Below are 15,637 nucleotides of genomic sequence, written 5' to 3' on the forward strand. Positions count from 1 at the left end.
TTTTTTATAAACCATAATGCAAGTATGCGCTTGCATTCATACAAAGGAGCGATGAACCATGAATTCTGAAACAATGCTGCAAAAAGGCCCTATCTTAATGCGATTATTGATGTTTACCGTTATGATGTCATCAATGAGCGCCCTTATGTTTAACGTTGTGCTTCCGCAAATCAGCGTGGAGTTTCATCTTACCCTTGCTCAGGTGAGTTGGCTGTCATCCGCCTATACGCTAATCTACGCGTTCGGAACCGTGACTTATGGGAAACTGGCAGACAGATTCCAACTGAAGAGCCTATTGACGTTCGGTCTGACGTTGTTTGCGGCGGGTTCTCTAATGGGGCTCGTTTCCCAAACATTCTGGTTCGCGCTGCTCGGAAGGTGCCTGCAATCTGCGGGTGCCGCGGCTATTCCGGCAATTGCATTGATTATCCCTGTACGGTATTTTTCGCCTGAAAAAAGAGGCTCCGCATTAAGCATGACAGCCGTCGGGATCGCTCTCGGAAGTGCTCTTGCGCCTGTTATTTCCGCTACTATCGTCAGCTTTGCGAATTGGAGATGGCTGTTTCTGCCTTCCCTATTGATTTTATTATTGTTGCCGCTGTATCGAAAATATCTCGAGCATGAAGTGAAACAAGCTCCGCGTAAATTTGATTGGCTTGGCGGAAGCTTACTCGCCGCATCCATTGCGCTGCTTCTGCTTGGGGTCACGAATCGTACCTGGTGGTATTTGGTAATCGGATTAGCAACCTTAATCCTCTTCATCGTTCGAATTCGTACCGCCGAAGAACCTTTTATCCAACCTAGGTTGTTTCGTAACAGGAAGTATACCATCGCAATAACGCTGGCGTTTCTCATCAGTGGCATTGGCACTTCCTTGTATTTCTTAACTCCGATTCTGTTTTCGCAAGTTTATCATCTTGGTTCCAATTGGATTGGTTTCGCTATGGTCCCTGCGGCGGCAGCCTCCGCCCTTCTGGGGAGAAAAGGCGGGAAACTGGCGGATCTGAAAGGCAATTCCTATCTGTTCTCTGTTGCTTCCGGTTCTTTAATTACTTGTTTTGTCTTGATGTCCGTCTTTACAGGAATCTCGCCGCTATGGATTTCATTCTTTTTGATGTTCGGTAACGTAGGCCAATCTTTCTTGCAGATTGCAATGTCCAATTCCATTTCAAGATCATTACCCAAAGATCAGGTTGGAGTGGGCATGGGTCTTTTCTCGATGGTCAGTTTTATAGCCCAAGGAATAGCTGCGGGCGTTTACGGTATTGTGGTTGCACAGGGTTCCTCCGTTCATTGGAATCCGTTAAATGTCGATCCGAACAGTTACCTATTCAGCAATTTTTATCTCGTTCTTGCTGCATTACATGTAGGGATCTTGTTCTTCTACCACTTGCAATTCCGTACCAAGAAACCAAGCGTTGCAATAGAACATTGAACAAATCAGTGATTTGATATCAGCCTCCAGATATTTTCGTTTGGTATTCGATGGAGAACCCTCAGGCATGATGCCTGAGGGTTTTCCAGTATGTATGAATATCAATAGAATTTACTATACTCTAAAAAATCGGATTGGCAATCAAGTACGTGGAGTAAAATTTCATAATATTGGCATTCTAATAGGATGATGTAACCATTCATTCTGACCCGTACTGTAGGTGATCAAATATAGATAAGTACAAAAAGCAAGAAAAATGGTTAATATGGCTCTGTATGATTGTCGCTTCTCTCATGCTTTTTTCCTGGCTCCGACAGATGTTCGTAAATTCGTAATACATGCTTTCCCAAGCATTTTTTCAAGCTGAAAAGGAGTTCATCACATATGACTTATGATCCCGTGCTTTACAGCCGAATGCTCACTGAGCTCACATTCGCTTTCCATATTATCTTCGCTACCATAGGTGTCGGTATACCGGTCATGATCGCCTTCGCAGAGTGGTCTGGCATTAAGCGAAACGATCCTTACTACCTGCTTCTTGCGCGGCGCTGGGCCCGCGGTTTCGTTATAACTGTTGCTGTTGGCGTTGTCACTGGAACAGCGATAGGTCTCCAGCTCAGCCTGCTGTGGCCGAGTTTTATGCGCGTTGCCGGTCAAGCTATTGCCTTACCCTTGTTTATGGAGACCTTCGCATTTTTCTTTGAAGCTATATTCTTAGGAATCTATCTATACACTTGGGATCGATTCCGCAAACCCATCACTCATTTCTTGCTCAGTATTCCGGTCATGCTAGGATCTTCAGCGTCTGCTTTTTTTATCACAACCGTTAATGCGTTTATGAATACCCCGCAGGGCTTTCAGCTGAACAACGGCTCCATTACAGACATTAAGCCGCTTATAGCCATGTTCAATCCCGCTACACCAACGAAGGTCGCACATGTGCTTTCTTCTGCCTATATGACTAGCGCCTTCGTCCTTGCGGCGATTGCCGGCGCTGCTTTGCTTAAGAAGCGCGATTCGCTCTATCACCGTAAAGCACTCAAGCTAACGATGATCGCTGCTCTTATTTTTTCAATAACAACTGCACTTATTGGAGATCTTTCCGGGAAATTTTTGGCTAAATACCAACCCGAGAAACTCGCTGCCGCTGAATGGCATTTTGAGACGGCCAGACAGGTCCCGCTTGTTCTAGGGGGGATATTAACAGAAGATCATCAGATTAAATATGGGTTAAAAATCCCATTCGCCCTAAGCATTCTAGCTCACGATAACCCGAATTCCGAAGTTCAGGGCTTAAATGAAACACCAGTTGCTGAGCGTCCTCCCCTTATTGTTCATTATTACTTTGATTCGATGGTCACGATAGGCATCTTCCTTACGGTACTTTCTATGGTATCTGTTTGGATGGTTTACAAATTAAAGAGTGTCCAATATCCGAGTTGGCTGTTGAGGTTGATCGTCCTTTCAGGCCCCCTTGCCATTTTGGGGATTGAATTAGGTTGGATTTACGCTGAGGTAGGCCGACAGCCTTGGATACTTCGAGGTTATATGAAGACCTCTCATGGAGCGACAACCTCCACACATGTGGATCTGATGCTCCTTTTGTTCTGCATCTTATATGTAGCGATTGGTTTAACTTTGGTCAAAGTGCTTAGGAAAATGTTCACGAACAGCGATGTACAAGAAGAACTCAAGAGCAGAGGTATTGAGGGGGAACCTACAAAATGAGGTACGAGTTAATCGGCATTACGGTCCTATGGATATTTCTGTACGGCTATCTGATTGTTGCTTCCATTGATTTCGGGGCAGGCTTCTTTAGTTATTACTCCTACGCTACTGGGAAAAAACATCTCGTTGAAAACATCATCAAACGTTACCTATCACCCGTATGGGAAGTAACGAATGTTTTCCTAGTTTTCTTCTTTGTCGGCATAGTCGGCTTCTTTCCGGATAGCTCGTATTACTTTGGAACAGCCCTTTTGGTGCCTGGCAGCATTGCGATTGTTCTACTTGCGATACGCGGTTCTTACTATGCTTTTAGTATTTATGGACAAATGCAAAAACAAAGCCACTTGTATACATTTTTGTATGGAGCAACCGGACTCCTCATTCCCGCTTCCTTATCAACCGTCCTGACGATATCAGAGGGAGGTTACATGACAGAGGAGAATGGCAAGGTTATTTTACACTTTGGCAAACTCTTCACAAGCTCCTATTCCTGGGCGGTCGTGCTGCTTGCACTTGTTAGCGTTCTGTACATTTCTGCGATGTTTCTTTCCTACTATGCCAACAAAGCGCAGGATTATGAAGCACTTGAGATCGTCCGGAGTTACGCACTAGGCTGGAGTCCACCAACAATCGTGTGCAGTATATTTGTTTTTTTCGCTATTCGCTGGCACAATCCGGAGCATTTTCAGGCTATGCTTGATCTGTCTTGGATGTTCATTGCTTCGCTACTATGCTTCATTGCTGCCGTCTATCTGATTTTTAAACGTAAAAGCTTTGGCTGGGCATTTATTCTTGTTATGCTGCAATTCGCCTTCGCCTTTTTTGGATATGGAGCTTCCCACTTGCCGTATATCCTTTATCCGTTCATTACCATTCACCAAAATTTCACGAACGATGCTATGGCTATCTCCCTAATCATCGTTTTCCTTGCTGGATTATGTCTGCTTATTCCATCACTTGTTCTACTGATGCGACTGTTCCTATTCGACGCTGAATATGTACGAGGGAATCCCTCCAAGAAAGGGTGATGTATATGGATTTCTTTCTGCTTATGATTGCGCCTTTTTTACTTGTGGCGTTTTCACTCGGGATCTTATTCATGATGTTCTCAAGAGGGCAGGATAAGTTTTAATCGATCTTAACTAACAAAAAGAGGATATACAGCTGCATATCCCCTGAGCCACTCTATGAAAGTAATATCATTTTAACTCTTGAAAATTAACAATATATTCATCTAACTGTTGACTAAGATCAACTACCTTCTCATGCGTTAAACTTCCGCGTATATACGCCTCTTCTATCATTTCAATGCGTAATGCTTCAATTTTTTCTAATAATAGTAGTTCCATATCGCTTATTCACACCAATTCTGTTCAATAATGGTTTGTACACCTATTATAAAACAGGACGCTGTAAAAGGTAATGATTGGGTGGATAAACTTTATGACAAATTTGTGAAATATTATTTCAATATTAAATAATATTTCTGTTTTTTTGCACCTCCATGTCATTTGCTGGTGATGGGTAACTAACATGATCGAACTTAGTTGGATGGAACGACAAAGTTGTATTTTATACAACAATATGCAAGCTAATCCGTGTTTATCCACGAGAATATTGTAAAAAATACAACAATTCCAGCCTAAAATAGCTCTATAACCTTATAATAAGGCTAAATTTTTGTAGAGGACGGCCTTGTGTTAAGAAATTATTGAATGGATTGCAGATGCTCGTCGAGACGATCCCAAGTTTCTGTAATTCCTTGTTCCATTCCCATTTCCATGACGGTTTTGAGTGCTTCAGGTGAAGCGTATTTTGAGCGGCTGACAAGCTTCGTCTTGCCTTCATATTCTACAAAAGTCATCGTTATGTGAGACGACGGCATACCCTCCGTTTCATTCCCTTCGGCATCCGAGAAGTAATCGACGTAAACGACTTTCTCAGCCTCAACGATTTCATCATAGACTGCTTTGCCCCAAGATTCGTAACCGTAAAAATCCCCTTGGTTCTGATCGATACACTTCATGCAGTAATGCCAGATACCGCCCGGACGAAAGTCGACGTTGCAAACTGTAAGCGTCCAGCCACGAGGTCCCCACCAATGCTTTAGATGCTCAGCCTCTGAGAATGCTTTGAAGACAAACTCGCGTGGCGCGTTAAAAACACGCTCCAAAATTAGTTCCTGACCCTCTACCTTGGAAATCATTTTGTTTGACATTGAAAATCCTCCTAAAATTTAGTTTTGTTTGTTTTGTTTGTTTTTCAGCTTCTGCAGGTAATTCTCCAGAGCGTCAAATCGTTCATCCCAGACACTGCGGTAGGTTTCAAGCCAAGCGTCCAGTTCTTGGAACGGCTCCAATCGGAGCTTGTAGTTCCGGCGATTGGCGACAGCCTCTACCTCGACTAGTCCGGCCTCAAGCAGGACATGCAGATGCTTCGAGGCTTGAGGTTGGCGAAGCCCAAGGCCATCGGCGATATCCCCTACTGTCAAGGGACCTTCTAACAGGTGTTCAACAATGCGTAAACGGTTGGGTTCGGCCAGTGCGTTAAATGTTGTGTTATCCATGATGATGTTTTCCAGTTCTAGTCAAGTCAGGCCACCTCGTTTCGTTAGCAAGTTACCTTATTTCTATTTACAATATACCTCTATCGGAATATTCCTGTCAAGGAATATTATAAAATTAATTTGTGAGTGTTTGGCGTAAAATCAACAATAAAATCAAAACAGAGTCAAAAAAAAAGAAGTGCGTCTAAGTGAACGCACTTCTTTCTATTTCCGATTATTTCCGGGAAGCTATTGAAATTAGTTAACCATATTTTACGAATGAAAGTCTTGTCCGGAACGAACTTCTTTGACATAGCCAGCTCGAATAACAAAATCGCCGAAATGCTCGTTTTCTTGCCGTTCCTTCGCATATTGATTAACAAGCGGTCGCAGCGACTCCAGAATCTCCACTTCGCCGATGTTTTCCTTATACAGCTTGTTTAGTCGGTTTCCGGAATGCCCACCGCCCAAATACATGTTGTATTTGCCTGGTGCCTTGCCAATGAACGCGATTTCTGCCAGCATTGGGCGAGCGCATCCATTCGGACAACCGGTCATGCGAATGACGATCTCTTTGTCACCCAAACCTGCTTCTTCCAACATCGGCTCGATTTTATCGATTAAGTCGGGCAGATAGCGCTCAGCTTCAGCCATCGCCATACCACAAGTCGGCAGAGACACGCAAGCCATAGAGCTTCTGCGCAATGCGGAGTACTGAAGTCCATCCGTAAGACCGTATTCTTTGATCAGCTCTTCGATCTTTTTCTTCTTCTGAGTGCTCACATTACCGATCACCAGATTCTGGTTCGCCGTAAGTCTGAAGTCCCCGTTGTGCACTTTGGCAATTTCACGAAGTCCGGTCATCAGCAGGTAATTATCCTCGTCTTTTACACGGCCGTTTTGAATAAACAGGTTGAAATGCCATTTCCCGTTACTTCCCTTAACCCAGCCATAGCGATCCCCGTTATGATCAAAATGGTATGGACGCGCCGCTTCGAGCTTCCAACCTAAACGAGCGGTTAGTTCACCAACGAACCAATCAATGCCGCGGTCATCAATGGTATATTTAAAACGTGCATGCTTCCGCACAGAGCGATCGCCATAATCCCGTTGAATCGTAACCGTCTTCTCCGCCAAATCAATTAGTTGATCAGGCGTGATGAATCCGATTACTTGGGCTACTTGCGGGTAAGTCAACGTATCACCATGGCTCATCCCCATACCGCCGCCTACGGATACGTTAAAGCCTTTTAGACGCCCATCTTCAACGATAGCAATGAAACCCAGATCCTGCGAGAATACATCCACATCATTGGAAGGCGGCACTGCAATACCGATTTTAAACTTACGCGGCAAATACACTTGTCCATAGATCGGCTCTTGCACTATGCCATCTTGGCTGTCCACTACCTTTTCGCCATCAAGCCAGATCTCGTGATAGGCTTTGGTTTGTGGATCAAGATGGTTGCTCACGCGGCAGGCCCATTCGTATACTTCAGCATGAACATCCGACTGGTAAGGATTCGGATTACACATGACGTTCCGGTTAACGTCACCGCACGCGGCTAGCGTACTTAACAACGAATCATTCACTTCACGGATTGTCTTCTTCAAATTCCACTTCAGCACGCCGTGAAGCTGGAAAGATTGACGAGTCGTCAGACGGATCGTACCGTTAGCATACTTCTGTGCAACCCCGTCCATCATCAACCATTGCTCTGGCGTAACGACACCGCCAGCAGCACGCACACGCAGCATGAACTGATAGGCCGGCTCCAGCTTCTGCTTCTGCCGTTCGTTGCGCAGATCCCTGTCATCCTGCATATAGCTTCCATGAAACTTCATCAAACGGTTATCATCCTCTGGGATGGACCCCGTAATTGTGCCTTTCAGCGTCTCTTCGAGACTCCCCCGCAAGTAATTGGTTCTCATTTTTATGTGTTCTACTTCACTGTGCGGCGCACTGTTCTTTGAAAGTAAATTGTTTTCTGACATATTGGCCTTTCTCCTCTCGCGATCTTTGGGATCTGAACTTAATAAACATCCCTCTGATAACGTTTTTGCTGTTGCATACGGGTCAAATACTCCGCTGCTTCCTCCGAGCTGAAGCCGCCCTCTTGTTCAATAATTGTTGCCAGGGTCGCATGGACGTCGTGTGCCATTTTCTTCTCGTCACCACATACGTACACGATTGCCCCTTCTTGAAGCCATTTATAGAGCTCGGCGCTCTTCTCAAGCATCCGATGCTGCACATATACTTTCTGGTCGGTATCGCGGGAGAATGCAACATCCATGCGCGTCAACACGCCATCCTTAAGCCACTTCTGCCATTCAATCTGATAAAGGAAATCGGTGGAGAAGTGCTGATCTCCGTAGAAGAGCCATGATTTGCCTTCGGCCCCAGTCTCTTCTCTTTCTCCTAGAAAGGCTCTGAATGGAGCGACGCCCGTGCCTGGTCCGATCATAATGATAGGTGTTTCCGAGTTCTCGGGAAGCTTGAAATTCGGATTGTTTTGAATGTAAACCGGCAGCGTTTCGCCAGACTTGATTCGTTCAGCGAGCTGCACGGAGCACACGCCGTAACGTTCTCTGCCTTGAGTCTCGTAACGCACCGTACGGACGGTAACGTGTACCTCATCTGGGAAAGCTTTGGAACTGCTTGCGATCGAGTAAAGTCGAGCAGGCATCTTACGAAGGATCGCTACGAACTCGCCCGCGGATACTCCCTTAAGAGAGTAATCCTGCACCAAATCTAATAAATCCCGCCCATTGATATACGTTTTAAGATCTTGCTCGCGTCCTGCAGCCAACAGCTCCTGCAGCCCATTGCTTGAGGTAAGCTTTGCAACTTGTTCCAGCAACGGCTTCGTCAATACAGTAATTTCATAATTATGAAGTAACGCCTCGCGTAATGAACGCTTGTCGCCATTTTTATTAATAGTAACGAGTTCCTCGGCTTTCCAACCCATGGCTTCGATCAATTCGTCCACAAGGCGAGGGTGGTTCTCCGGATAGATGCCTAAGCAATCACCCGGTTCATACTGAAGATTAGATCCCTCAAGGGATATCTCAATGTGGCGGGTTTCGCGGTCCGATCCACGACCATTCAGATTCAAATTCTCAAGAACCTCGGCTTGAAATGGATTTGTTCTCGAATATTCCGATTCAGTTCCACTTTCAACAGCCGCTTGGGCACCACTTACAACAGTCGAGCCCGATGATGCTTCACTTAAAGAGCTTAAAACGGAACTCATCCACTCTGCAGCTGGCTCATCGAAATCCACGTCGCAGTCGACACGCGGCGCAAGGCGTTTGCCGCCAAGCTCTTCCAGACGTTTGTCGAAATCCTTACCTGTTTGGCAGAAAAGCTCGTAAGATGTATCTCCAAGTGAAAGCACGGAAAACCGCAGATCCTCCAATTTAGGAGCTCTCTTGCTATGAAGGAACTCATGGAAAGAAATAGCGTTATCCGGTGGATCTCCTTCTCCGTGGGTACTCACTAGAACAAGCAAGTTTTGAATCTTTTTCAAGTTATTCGACTTAAAGTCTGCCATCGAGGAGAGCGTTACCTGAAAGCCTAGCTCTTCTAGCTTTTTGGACATTTTCTTCGCTAACCCTTGAGACTTACCCGTCTGTGATCCGAAAAGTACAGTTACTTCTTTGGAGATTACAGGTGCATTCGTCGCTAGGGGAGCTACAGGAGCTGCACCAGAAGCCGTCACGACAGCCGATCCCTGAAGTGCCGCAAGATAACCGTTTAGCCAGATTCGTTGTGATTCCGTTAGTGTAGGAAGTAATCGATTAAGCAATTCTACTTGTTCCTGATTAAAAGGACTGTTTGTTACTTGAAGTACCAAGAATATCCACCTCTCATAGCCTGCAATGATATTATTTCCTATTATACATTTTTCTCATTATTTTCACTCTCTTGAAACTATCATGTATGTCGAAATAGGTCAATTAGAATGATCTTATGTGATCTATCAGTAATATTGATAAAGGGATAAAACCCTGGAAAAGTATAGACCGATATTACCACTCTTATACGAATACTATAGGATACAGGATTTAAGCAGAGGAGCTTCACCAATGAGATTTGTTACAGAAACGAGATTAAAACGATTGGAAGAATTGATCCAACTGATTCCTGAATATGATGAAAGAAGCCACGCTCTTCATCTGCTGAACTCGATTCGTAGTGATATCGATGATAACTATGCGGAAATTGAAAAACCGATTAGTTTAAGCGGCTTGAAGCGACGGCCAAACGGCCAGAAATAAAATAGCAAAAAAAAGCGACCCGCGGCTGCAGAGCGCTCGTTGAAAATTTTGACGTACTACATGGCTTCCAGTATGATGCCAGCCGTTTCCTCAATTGCTTTTTCGGTGACATCGATCACGGTACATCCAAGCTGCTTATACAATCCGAATGCATACTCCAGCTCTTCCGCCACTCTTTCTAATGCTGAATATTTAGCGCCAAATGGCAGCCCAACTGCTTTCAGCCGTTCCGTACGGATCTTCACAAGCTGTTCAGCACTCATCGTCAATCCGATCAATTTGCTTTTGTTAAGCGTAAACAACCCTTGTGGCGGCTTTACTTCCGGCACTAATGGATAGTTAGCTACTTTATAACCTTTATGCGCCAAATAAATACTTAGCGGTGTTTTCGACGTCCTTGAAACGCCCAATAGAACAATATGGGCTTGTTTTAGAGCGCTTGTGTCTTTTCCGTCATCGCTTTTAACAGCAAATTCGATCGCTTCGACCCGCTTATAATAATCTTCATCCATTTGGTGCAGTAACCCTGCTTTCCTTTTGGGAGAATCATTAAAAGTATCAATAAAAGCTTGCATGACAGGACCTAGGACGTCAATGCTAGTCACGTTTAAGCGAATCGCTTCTTGACGCATCATCTCTCTTAATTCCGGAAGAACGAGCGTATAAACAACAAAACTGCCAAGTCGGGAAGCTTCCTCCATCATACTTCGGATTTCTTCCTCCGTACGCATAGTTCCAAAACGCCTTACATGAACTTGACTGGCGTTAAATTGACGAATTGTAGCTTGAACAACCGTGTTTGCCGTTTCCCCAACCGAGTCCGAACAAACGAATATCGTATGGACTTTCTCCTCCACCCGTGAATACCTCCTAATTCGCAGCTAGTTCCAACATTAATTTGGTCATGGTTGTTTTCGTTATTCGTCCGATAACGCCATCTTTGTCTTGTTCTGAGTCCAAACTCACGACTGGCAGACTGTCAACTTGATGATGAATCATTTTTCGCGCAGCATCAATGACATGGTCCTCCGGACTTACCGTAACGATGTTCGGGTGTCTCGTCATCACAAGACTAATCGGCATGGTAGGAGCACCCGCATTGCCTAACGTTACCTTTAACAAATCTTTTCTAGAGACAATACCAACTAATGCACGATTACTGCTCACAATCATCAGAGTACCCACATTCTCAAGAAACAGAGAGACGACGGCATCATTCACCGTAGCTGTTTCTTGAAGAACGACAGGTAAACCCATAACATCTTTAACATAAATGCCATCCAGCTTTTTGTACGATGATTCTTCACGTTCCAGCGTTTTTCCGAGAAAATAACCAACCTTTGGCTTCGCATCCAAATAACCTAGCATAACAAGCAGGGCAAGGTCGGAACGAATGGTAGGACGAGCGATTCCGAGCATTTCCGCTAGGTTTTCTCCGGTAATCGGAGCATGTTTTTTTACGCGTTCAATGATTTCCATTTGACGGGATGTAAGTTCTATCGTATTTCCCTCCCCGAACTTTCATGTTCATCCCCATTTTAACCGATTTTCTCGCTATATCAAATGGCTTGAGCTACCTTTTGTTCACCGATAATACCATGCAAGATGAACGCTTGTGCTGCAGCTATTCGAGCCAAAGGAATTCGGTAAGGGGAACAGCTGACATAATCCAATCCGGTCAAGTGGCAAAAGAAAATCGACTCTTTATCTCCGCCATGCTCCCCGCATATGCCAGTTTTGAGCGACGGCTTAACGAGCCTACCCGCATTCACAGCTAAGTCAATCAATTGTCCGACTCCTTCTGTGTCAAGCACTTGAAACGGATTATGCGGAAGAAGCTTCTGATCGACATAGTGGGTTAGAAATTTACCCTCCGCATCGTCACGGCTATAACCATACGTCATTTGAGTCAAGTCATTGGTGCCAAAAGAGAAGAAATCGGCATAAGCCACAATTTGGCGTGCAGTAAGAGCCGCTCGTGGTACCTCTATCATGGTCCCGACCTTGTAAGGACAATCACGAAGTTTGTCTTTGCCCAGCACCTGTTCCGCAACAAAGTCAACAAGCTCCCTCAAAATTTTCAGTTCATTGGCATGGCCCACGAGTGGAATCATGATTTCCGGAAGAACTCGGATGCCTCTGTCGATACAGCTTGAAGCTGCACGGAAGATGGCTTCTATCTGCATATCATAAATCTCCGGATATACAATTCCCAATCTGCAGCCCCGCTGACCGAGCATAGGGTTAGACTCATGGAGCGATTGCACTTTGCGGAGAAGGTGTGCGATCTCTTCTCTTTCTAAGTCTGACGCACCTTTATCATAAGTTAATTGGGTATGTCTTTTTTGCAGATCTTCGAGGTTCGGTAAAAACTCATGCAAAGGCGGATCCAGCAACCGGATCGTTACCGGAAGGCCATCCATTTCCTCGAACATACCATCAAAATCCGACTGCTGCATAGGGAGCAGCTGTACAAGAGCCTGCAAGCGATCCTCTTTGTCATCCGCGAGGATCATTCGTTGAACAACAGGCAGACGAGTTGGCGAGAAAAACATATGCTCAGTACGGCATAAACCGATCCCTTCGGCTCCTAATTGTCTCGCGATTCTCGCATCGTGCGGATTATCCGCATTGGCGAATACTTTCAGTGAACGAATATCATCCGCCCACTTCAGCATAACAAGAAGTTCATCCGTCATTCTCGCTTCATGTAAAGGCATGGCACCGATAATGACGCGCCCGCTTGCACCATCTAGTGTAATCCAATCTCCTTCTTCTACGATCCTGCTTCCCGCAAACATCCGCTTCTCATCAAGCACAATTCGGACTTCTTCGCAGCCGCATACGCAAGGTTTACCCATTCCCCTTGCCACAACAGCGGCATGGCTCGTCATCCCTCCGCGGCTCGTGAGCACGCCTTCCGATGCGATCACGCCATGAATATCTTCGGGTGTTGTTTCGTTTCTTGCAAGAATGACCGTCTTGCCGGCACGGCTCCATTCTGCAGCCGTGTCTGCGTCAAAGACAAGCTGCCCAACCGCTGCTCCTGGCGAAGCAGGAAGTCCTTTGGCCAACACATCCTTTACAGCCTCTTCATCAATACCTCTGTGCAGCAGTTGATCAAGATGTGACACTTCGATGCGTTCAACGGCTTCCTGCTTAGTCAATAAACCTTCATGGACTAAATCGACGGCAATTTTGAGCGCAGCTTGGGCGTTTCGTTTCCCGTTTCGTGTTTGCAGCAGGTAAAGCTTATTATTTTCAACCGTAAACTCAATATCCTGCATATCTTTGTAATGCTTCTCTAACTGCTTGGATGCCCCAAACAGCTGCTCATAAATCAGGGGCATTTCGCTTTTCAGCGCGGCAATCGCAAGCGGTGTTCTGATGCCTGCAACCACATCTTCCCCTTGTGCATTAATCAGGTATTCACCGAAAAATGTATTCTCACCCGTGGATGGGTTTCTCGTAAAGACAACGCCTGTGCCGCAGCTGCTGCCCATATTGCCAAATACCATGCTCTGAATGTTAACGGCTGTCCCCTGTTCATCTGGAATCCGATTTATTTTGCGGTAAATCTGAGCTCTTTGATTGTTCCATGACTTGAATACAGCCTCGACGGCCATTCGCAGCTGCTCGTAGACATGCTGTGGAAAAGCTAGGCCTGTTTTAGCCATAATACACTTTTTGTAATCTTCGATAAGACCCTTCCAACCGTCAGCTGTAACATCCTGATCTTGCTGGGCGCCCTCTTTCTCTTTCAAACGGTGCAGCAGCTGCTCGAAATGATAGGCTTCAATGCCAAGCACCACGTTTCCAAACATCTGCATCAAGCGACGGTAGCAATCATAAGCGAACTTTTCATTGTTCGTAAGAGCAGCCAACCCTTGAACCGTTACGTCGTTGAGACCGAGATTCAAAATAGTATCCATCATACCCGGCATCGAAGAGACAGAACCGGATCGTACGGAAACAAGAAGTGGGTTGTTCGCATCCCCGAACGTTTGTCCCTTCTGTTTCTCTAACTGCTTGAGAGCTGCTGCAATTTGTTCAAGCAGTTCCTCTGAGATCCGATTGCCAACCTTAAAAAAAGCTAAGCAGGCCTCGGTCGTAATGGTGAAACCCGGTGGTACGGGAAGGCCGGCACGTGTCATCTCAGCGAGATTAGCCCCCTTTCCTCCCAGTAAAGCTTTCATTGAAGCATTTCCCTCCTGAAAGGGTACCACTTGTTTCTGAATCATTATTTGTTAGCCTCCTTATTTTTATCGATACATAGGGTTGAATTGCACAAACCATAGAATTTTTTATATCCGTCCGTAGGTAACGTTGCAATCACTTCATTACATGATTTACAAATGATAACACCCAGATCATACCGATGAATGGCCGCCAATGTTACATGGTTTGTGTTAGACATTTCGTTTCCCCCTTTAGTTGTGTGCTTTCAGCACGTGACATATGAGCTACTAAATCAATGACTCGGTTTGTGTAACCCCATTCGTTGTCATACCAGGCCAGGAGCTTAATTTGGTTTTCGTGCGTCATAATGCTAAGACCGTCGATGATGGCAGATTTCTCATTACCTATATAATCCGCAGAAACAAGCGGCAATTCATTATAGTCAACAAAGGTTCCTATTTGCCCAGCAATCGCCTTTTTAATGGCGAACTTCACATCATCAACGCTAACTTTACGGCCAACCACCACTTGAAGATCTAACAGAGAAACATCTTGTGTTGGCACGCGAACGGACACGCCTTGAATTTGGGATGCGAGATGAGGAATCACATCGATTAGTGCTTTCCCCACGCCAGTTGAAGTCGGAATAATAGAATTGGTGCATGCCCTCGCGCGTCGAAGATCTTTATGCGGGTTATCCATATGATTTTGATCATTCGTAAAAGCATGAACCGTTGTCATCCAACCCTGTTTAACAGAAAAAGCTTCGTCTAGGATATGTAGAACTGGTGCGATACAGTTGGTTGTACAGGAAGCTGCAGATACCAAGCGATGCTGCTTAGGATCATACTTCTCTTCATTCACACCCATGACAACTGTGAGGTCCATGTTCGTTCCAGGTGCAGTAATCAAAACTTTCTTGGCTCCAGCAAATAAATGTCGTTCAACACCATGCCGATGATTGAATTTTCCGGTTGCATCCACAACCAATTCAACACCATAATCCTCCCACGGCAATAAATCCGGTTCTCTTTCACAAATGACGGAAATCAGCTTTCCGTTAATCCTCATTAAGTTGTCATTTAACACATCAATTTTCGCGTCCCATGTGCCATGAACCGAATCATATTTCAACAAATGGGCCAATACATGAATGGGGCTTGTTGAGTTAATCACGTTGACTTCAAACTCCTGCTGTTTCTCGGCCAATGCTTTTCTTAAACAAAGCCTTCCGATTCTACCTGTACCACTAATTCCAACTCGCATCTCCATCCTCCAATTCGTTATTTAGTATGTCATAAATGTATCATAAGGTTATATAATGTACAATATATATTTTTAAGTTCACAAAAATATCATTATTTATCACTATTAAAGGGATAAATTTTATATATGACGTCATATATAATGTCATATTTGATACACAAAAGGACCTAAGGCTCCGCCTCAGGTCCTTTTGTGTAACTTAT

Annotated in this window: 15 protein-coding genes; 5 read left to right on the top strand and 10 right to left on the bottom strand. The window is 44.9% G+C overall.

What is annotated here, in order from left to right:
- Nucleotides 1–58 precede the first annotated feature (58 nt).
- The 4 genes from QFZ81_RS22830 to cydS all read left to right on the top strand — a co-directional run bounded on the left by QFZ81_RS22830 (nucleotide 59) and on the right by cydS (nucleotide 4,295).
- Nucleotides 59–1,435, top strand: coding sequence for an MFS transporter (locus QFZ81_RS22830; RefSeq protein WP_307604871.1), 1,377 nt, complete (start codon nucleotides 59–61; stop codon nucleotides 1,433–1,435).
- A gap of 384 nt (nucleotides 1,436–1,819) precedes the next feature.
- The gene (locus tag QFZ81_RS22835) at nucleotides 1,820–3,163 is read left to right on the top strand and encodes a cytochrome ubiquinol oxidase subunit I (RefSeq protein WP_307441199.1); all 1,344 of its coding nucleotides are present in this window, start codon (nucleotides 1,820–1,822) and stop codon (nucleotides 3,161–3,163) included.
- A complete protein-coding gene (locus QFZ81_RS22840; RefSeq protein ID WP_307604873.1) occupies nucleotides 3,160–4,191 on the top strand; it encodes a cytochrome d ubiquinol oxidase subunit II in 1,032 nt (343 codons plus the stop codon). The genes QFZ81_RS22835 and QFZ81_RS22840 overlap by 4 nt, the downstream gene beginning before the upstream one ends.
- 5 nt (nucleotides 4,192–4,196) lie before the next feature.
- A complete protein-coding gene (gene cydS / locus QFZ81_RS37450; RefSeq protein WP_373463701.1) occupies nucleotides 4,197–4,295 on the top strand; it encodes a cytochrome bd oxidase small subunit CydS family protein in 99 nt (32 codons plus the stop codon).
- 67 nt (nucleotides 4,296–4,362) lie between these two features.
- On the opposite strand, the gene QFZ81_RS22845 is transcribed toward cydS, so the two are convergent.
- The 5 genes from QFZ81_RS22845 to QFZ81_RS22865 all read right to left on the bottom strand — a co-directional run bounded on the left by QFZ81_RS22845 (nucleotide 4,363) and on the right by QFZ81_RS22865 (nucleotide 9,565).
- The gene (locus QFZ81_RS22845; protein WP_307441196.1) at nucleotides 4,363–4,512 is read right to left on the bottom strand and encodes an aspartyl-phosphate phosphatase Spo0E family protein; all 150 of its coding nucleotides are present in this window, start codon (nucleotides 4,510–4,512) and stop codon (nucleotides 4,363–4,365) included.
- Nucleotides 4,513–4,871: 359 nt separating this feature from the next.
- A complete protein-coding gene (locus QFZ81_RS22850; protein ID WP_307604875.1) occupies nucleotides 4,872–5,381 on the bottom strand; it encodes an SRPBCC domain-containing protein in 510 nt (169 codons plus the stop codon).
- An 18-nt stretch (nucleotides 5,382–5,399) separates the two neighbouring features.
- Complete coding sequence (locus QFZ81_RS22855) at nucleotides 5,400–5,729, bottom strand: ArsR/SmtB family transcription factor (protein WP_307604878.1); 330 nt, start codon at nucleotides 5,727–5,729, stop codon at nucleotides 5,400–5,402.
- 252 nt (nucleotides 5,730–5,981) lie between these two features.
- Nucleotides 5,982–7,703 (bottom strand): assimilatory sulfite reductase (NADPH) hemoprotein subunit, encoded by a 1,722-nt coding sequence (gene cysI, locus QFZ81_RS22860; protein ID WP_307441191.1) that lies wholly within the window; start codon nucleotides 7,701–7,703, stop codon nucleotides 5,982–5,984.
- 38 nt (nucleotides 7,704–7,741) lie between these two features.
- The gene (locus QFZ81_RS22865) at nucleotides 7,742–9,565 is read right to left on the bottom strand and encodes an assimilatory sulfite reductase (NADPH) flavoprotein subunit (protein ID WP_307604880.1); all 1,824 of its coding nucleotides are present in this window, start codon (nucleotides 9,563–9,565) and stop codon (nucleotides 7,742–7,744) included.
- A 232-nt stretch (nucleotides 9,566–9,797) separates the two neighbouring features.
- Here QFZ81_RS22865 and QFZ81_RS22870 point away from each other — a divergent pair, with 232 nt between their 5' ends.
- Complete coding sequence (locus tag QFZ81_RS22870) at nucleotides 9,798–9,989, top strand: hypothetical protein (RefSeq protein ID WP_307441188.1); 192 nt, start codon at nucleotides 9,798–9,800, stop codon at nucleotides 9,987–9,989.
- Between the two features lie 56 nt (nucleotides 9,990–10,045).
- Here the strand turns inward: QFZ81_RS22870 and QFZ81_RS22875 are convergent, their stop codons facing one another.
- From QFZ81_RS22875 to gap, 5 genes are all read right to left on the bottom strand, one after another.
- Nucleotides 10,046–10,846: a pyruvate, water dikinase regulatory protein gene (locus QFZ81_RS22875; protein WP_307441186.1), complete on the bottom strand. Its 801-nt coding sequence runs from the start codon at nucleotides 10,844–10,846 to the stop codon at nucleotides 10,046–10,048.
- 13 nt (nucleotides 10,847–10,859) lie between these two features.
- Nucleotides 10,860–11,468: a helix-turn-helix transcriptional regulator gene (locus QFZ81_RS22880; RefSeq protein WP_307604883.1), complete on the bottom strand. Its 609-nt coding sequence runs from the start codon at nucleotides 11,466–11,468 to the stop codon at nucleotides 10,860–10,862.
- Nucleotides 11,469–11,548: 80 nt separating this feature from the next.
- Complete coding sequence (ppdK, locus tag QFZ81_RS22885) at nucleotides 11,549–14,230, bottom strand: pyruvate, phosphate dikinase (RefSeq protein ID WP_307441184.1); 2,682 nt, start codon at nucleotides 14,228–14,230, stop codon at nucleotides 11,549–11,551.
- Nucleotides 14,230–14,406 carry a GapA-binding peptide SR1P gene (locus tag QFZ81_RS22890; RefSeq protein ID WP_171689955.1) on the bottom strand — a complete coding sequence of 59 codons (177 nt, stop codon included), beginning with the start codon at nucleotides 14,404–14,406 and terminating at the stop codon, nucleotides 14,230–14,232. The genes ppdK and QFZ81_RS22890 overlap by 1 nt, the downstream gene beginning before the upstream one ends.
- Nucleotides 14,385–15,440: a type I glyceraldehyde-3-phosphate dehydrogenase gene (gene gap / locus QFZ81_RS22895; protein ID WP_307441182.1), complete on the bottom strand. Its 1,056-nt coding sequence runs from the start codon at nucleotides 15,438–15,440 to the stop codon at nucleotides 14,385–14,387. The genes QFZ81_RS22890 and gap overlap by 22 nt, the downstream gene beginning before the upstream one ends.
- Nucleotides 15,441–15,637 lie beyond the last annotated feature (197 nt).

The organism is Paenibacillus sp. V4I9, assembly GCF_030817295.1.
GTDB lineage: Bacteria > Bacillota > Bacilli > Paenibacillales > NBRC-103111 > Paenibacillus_E.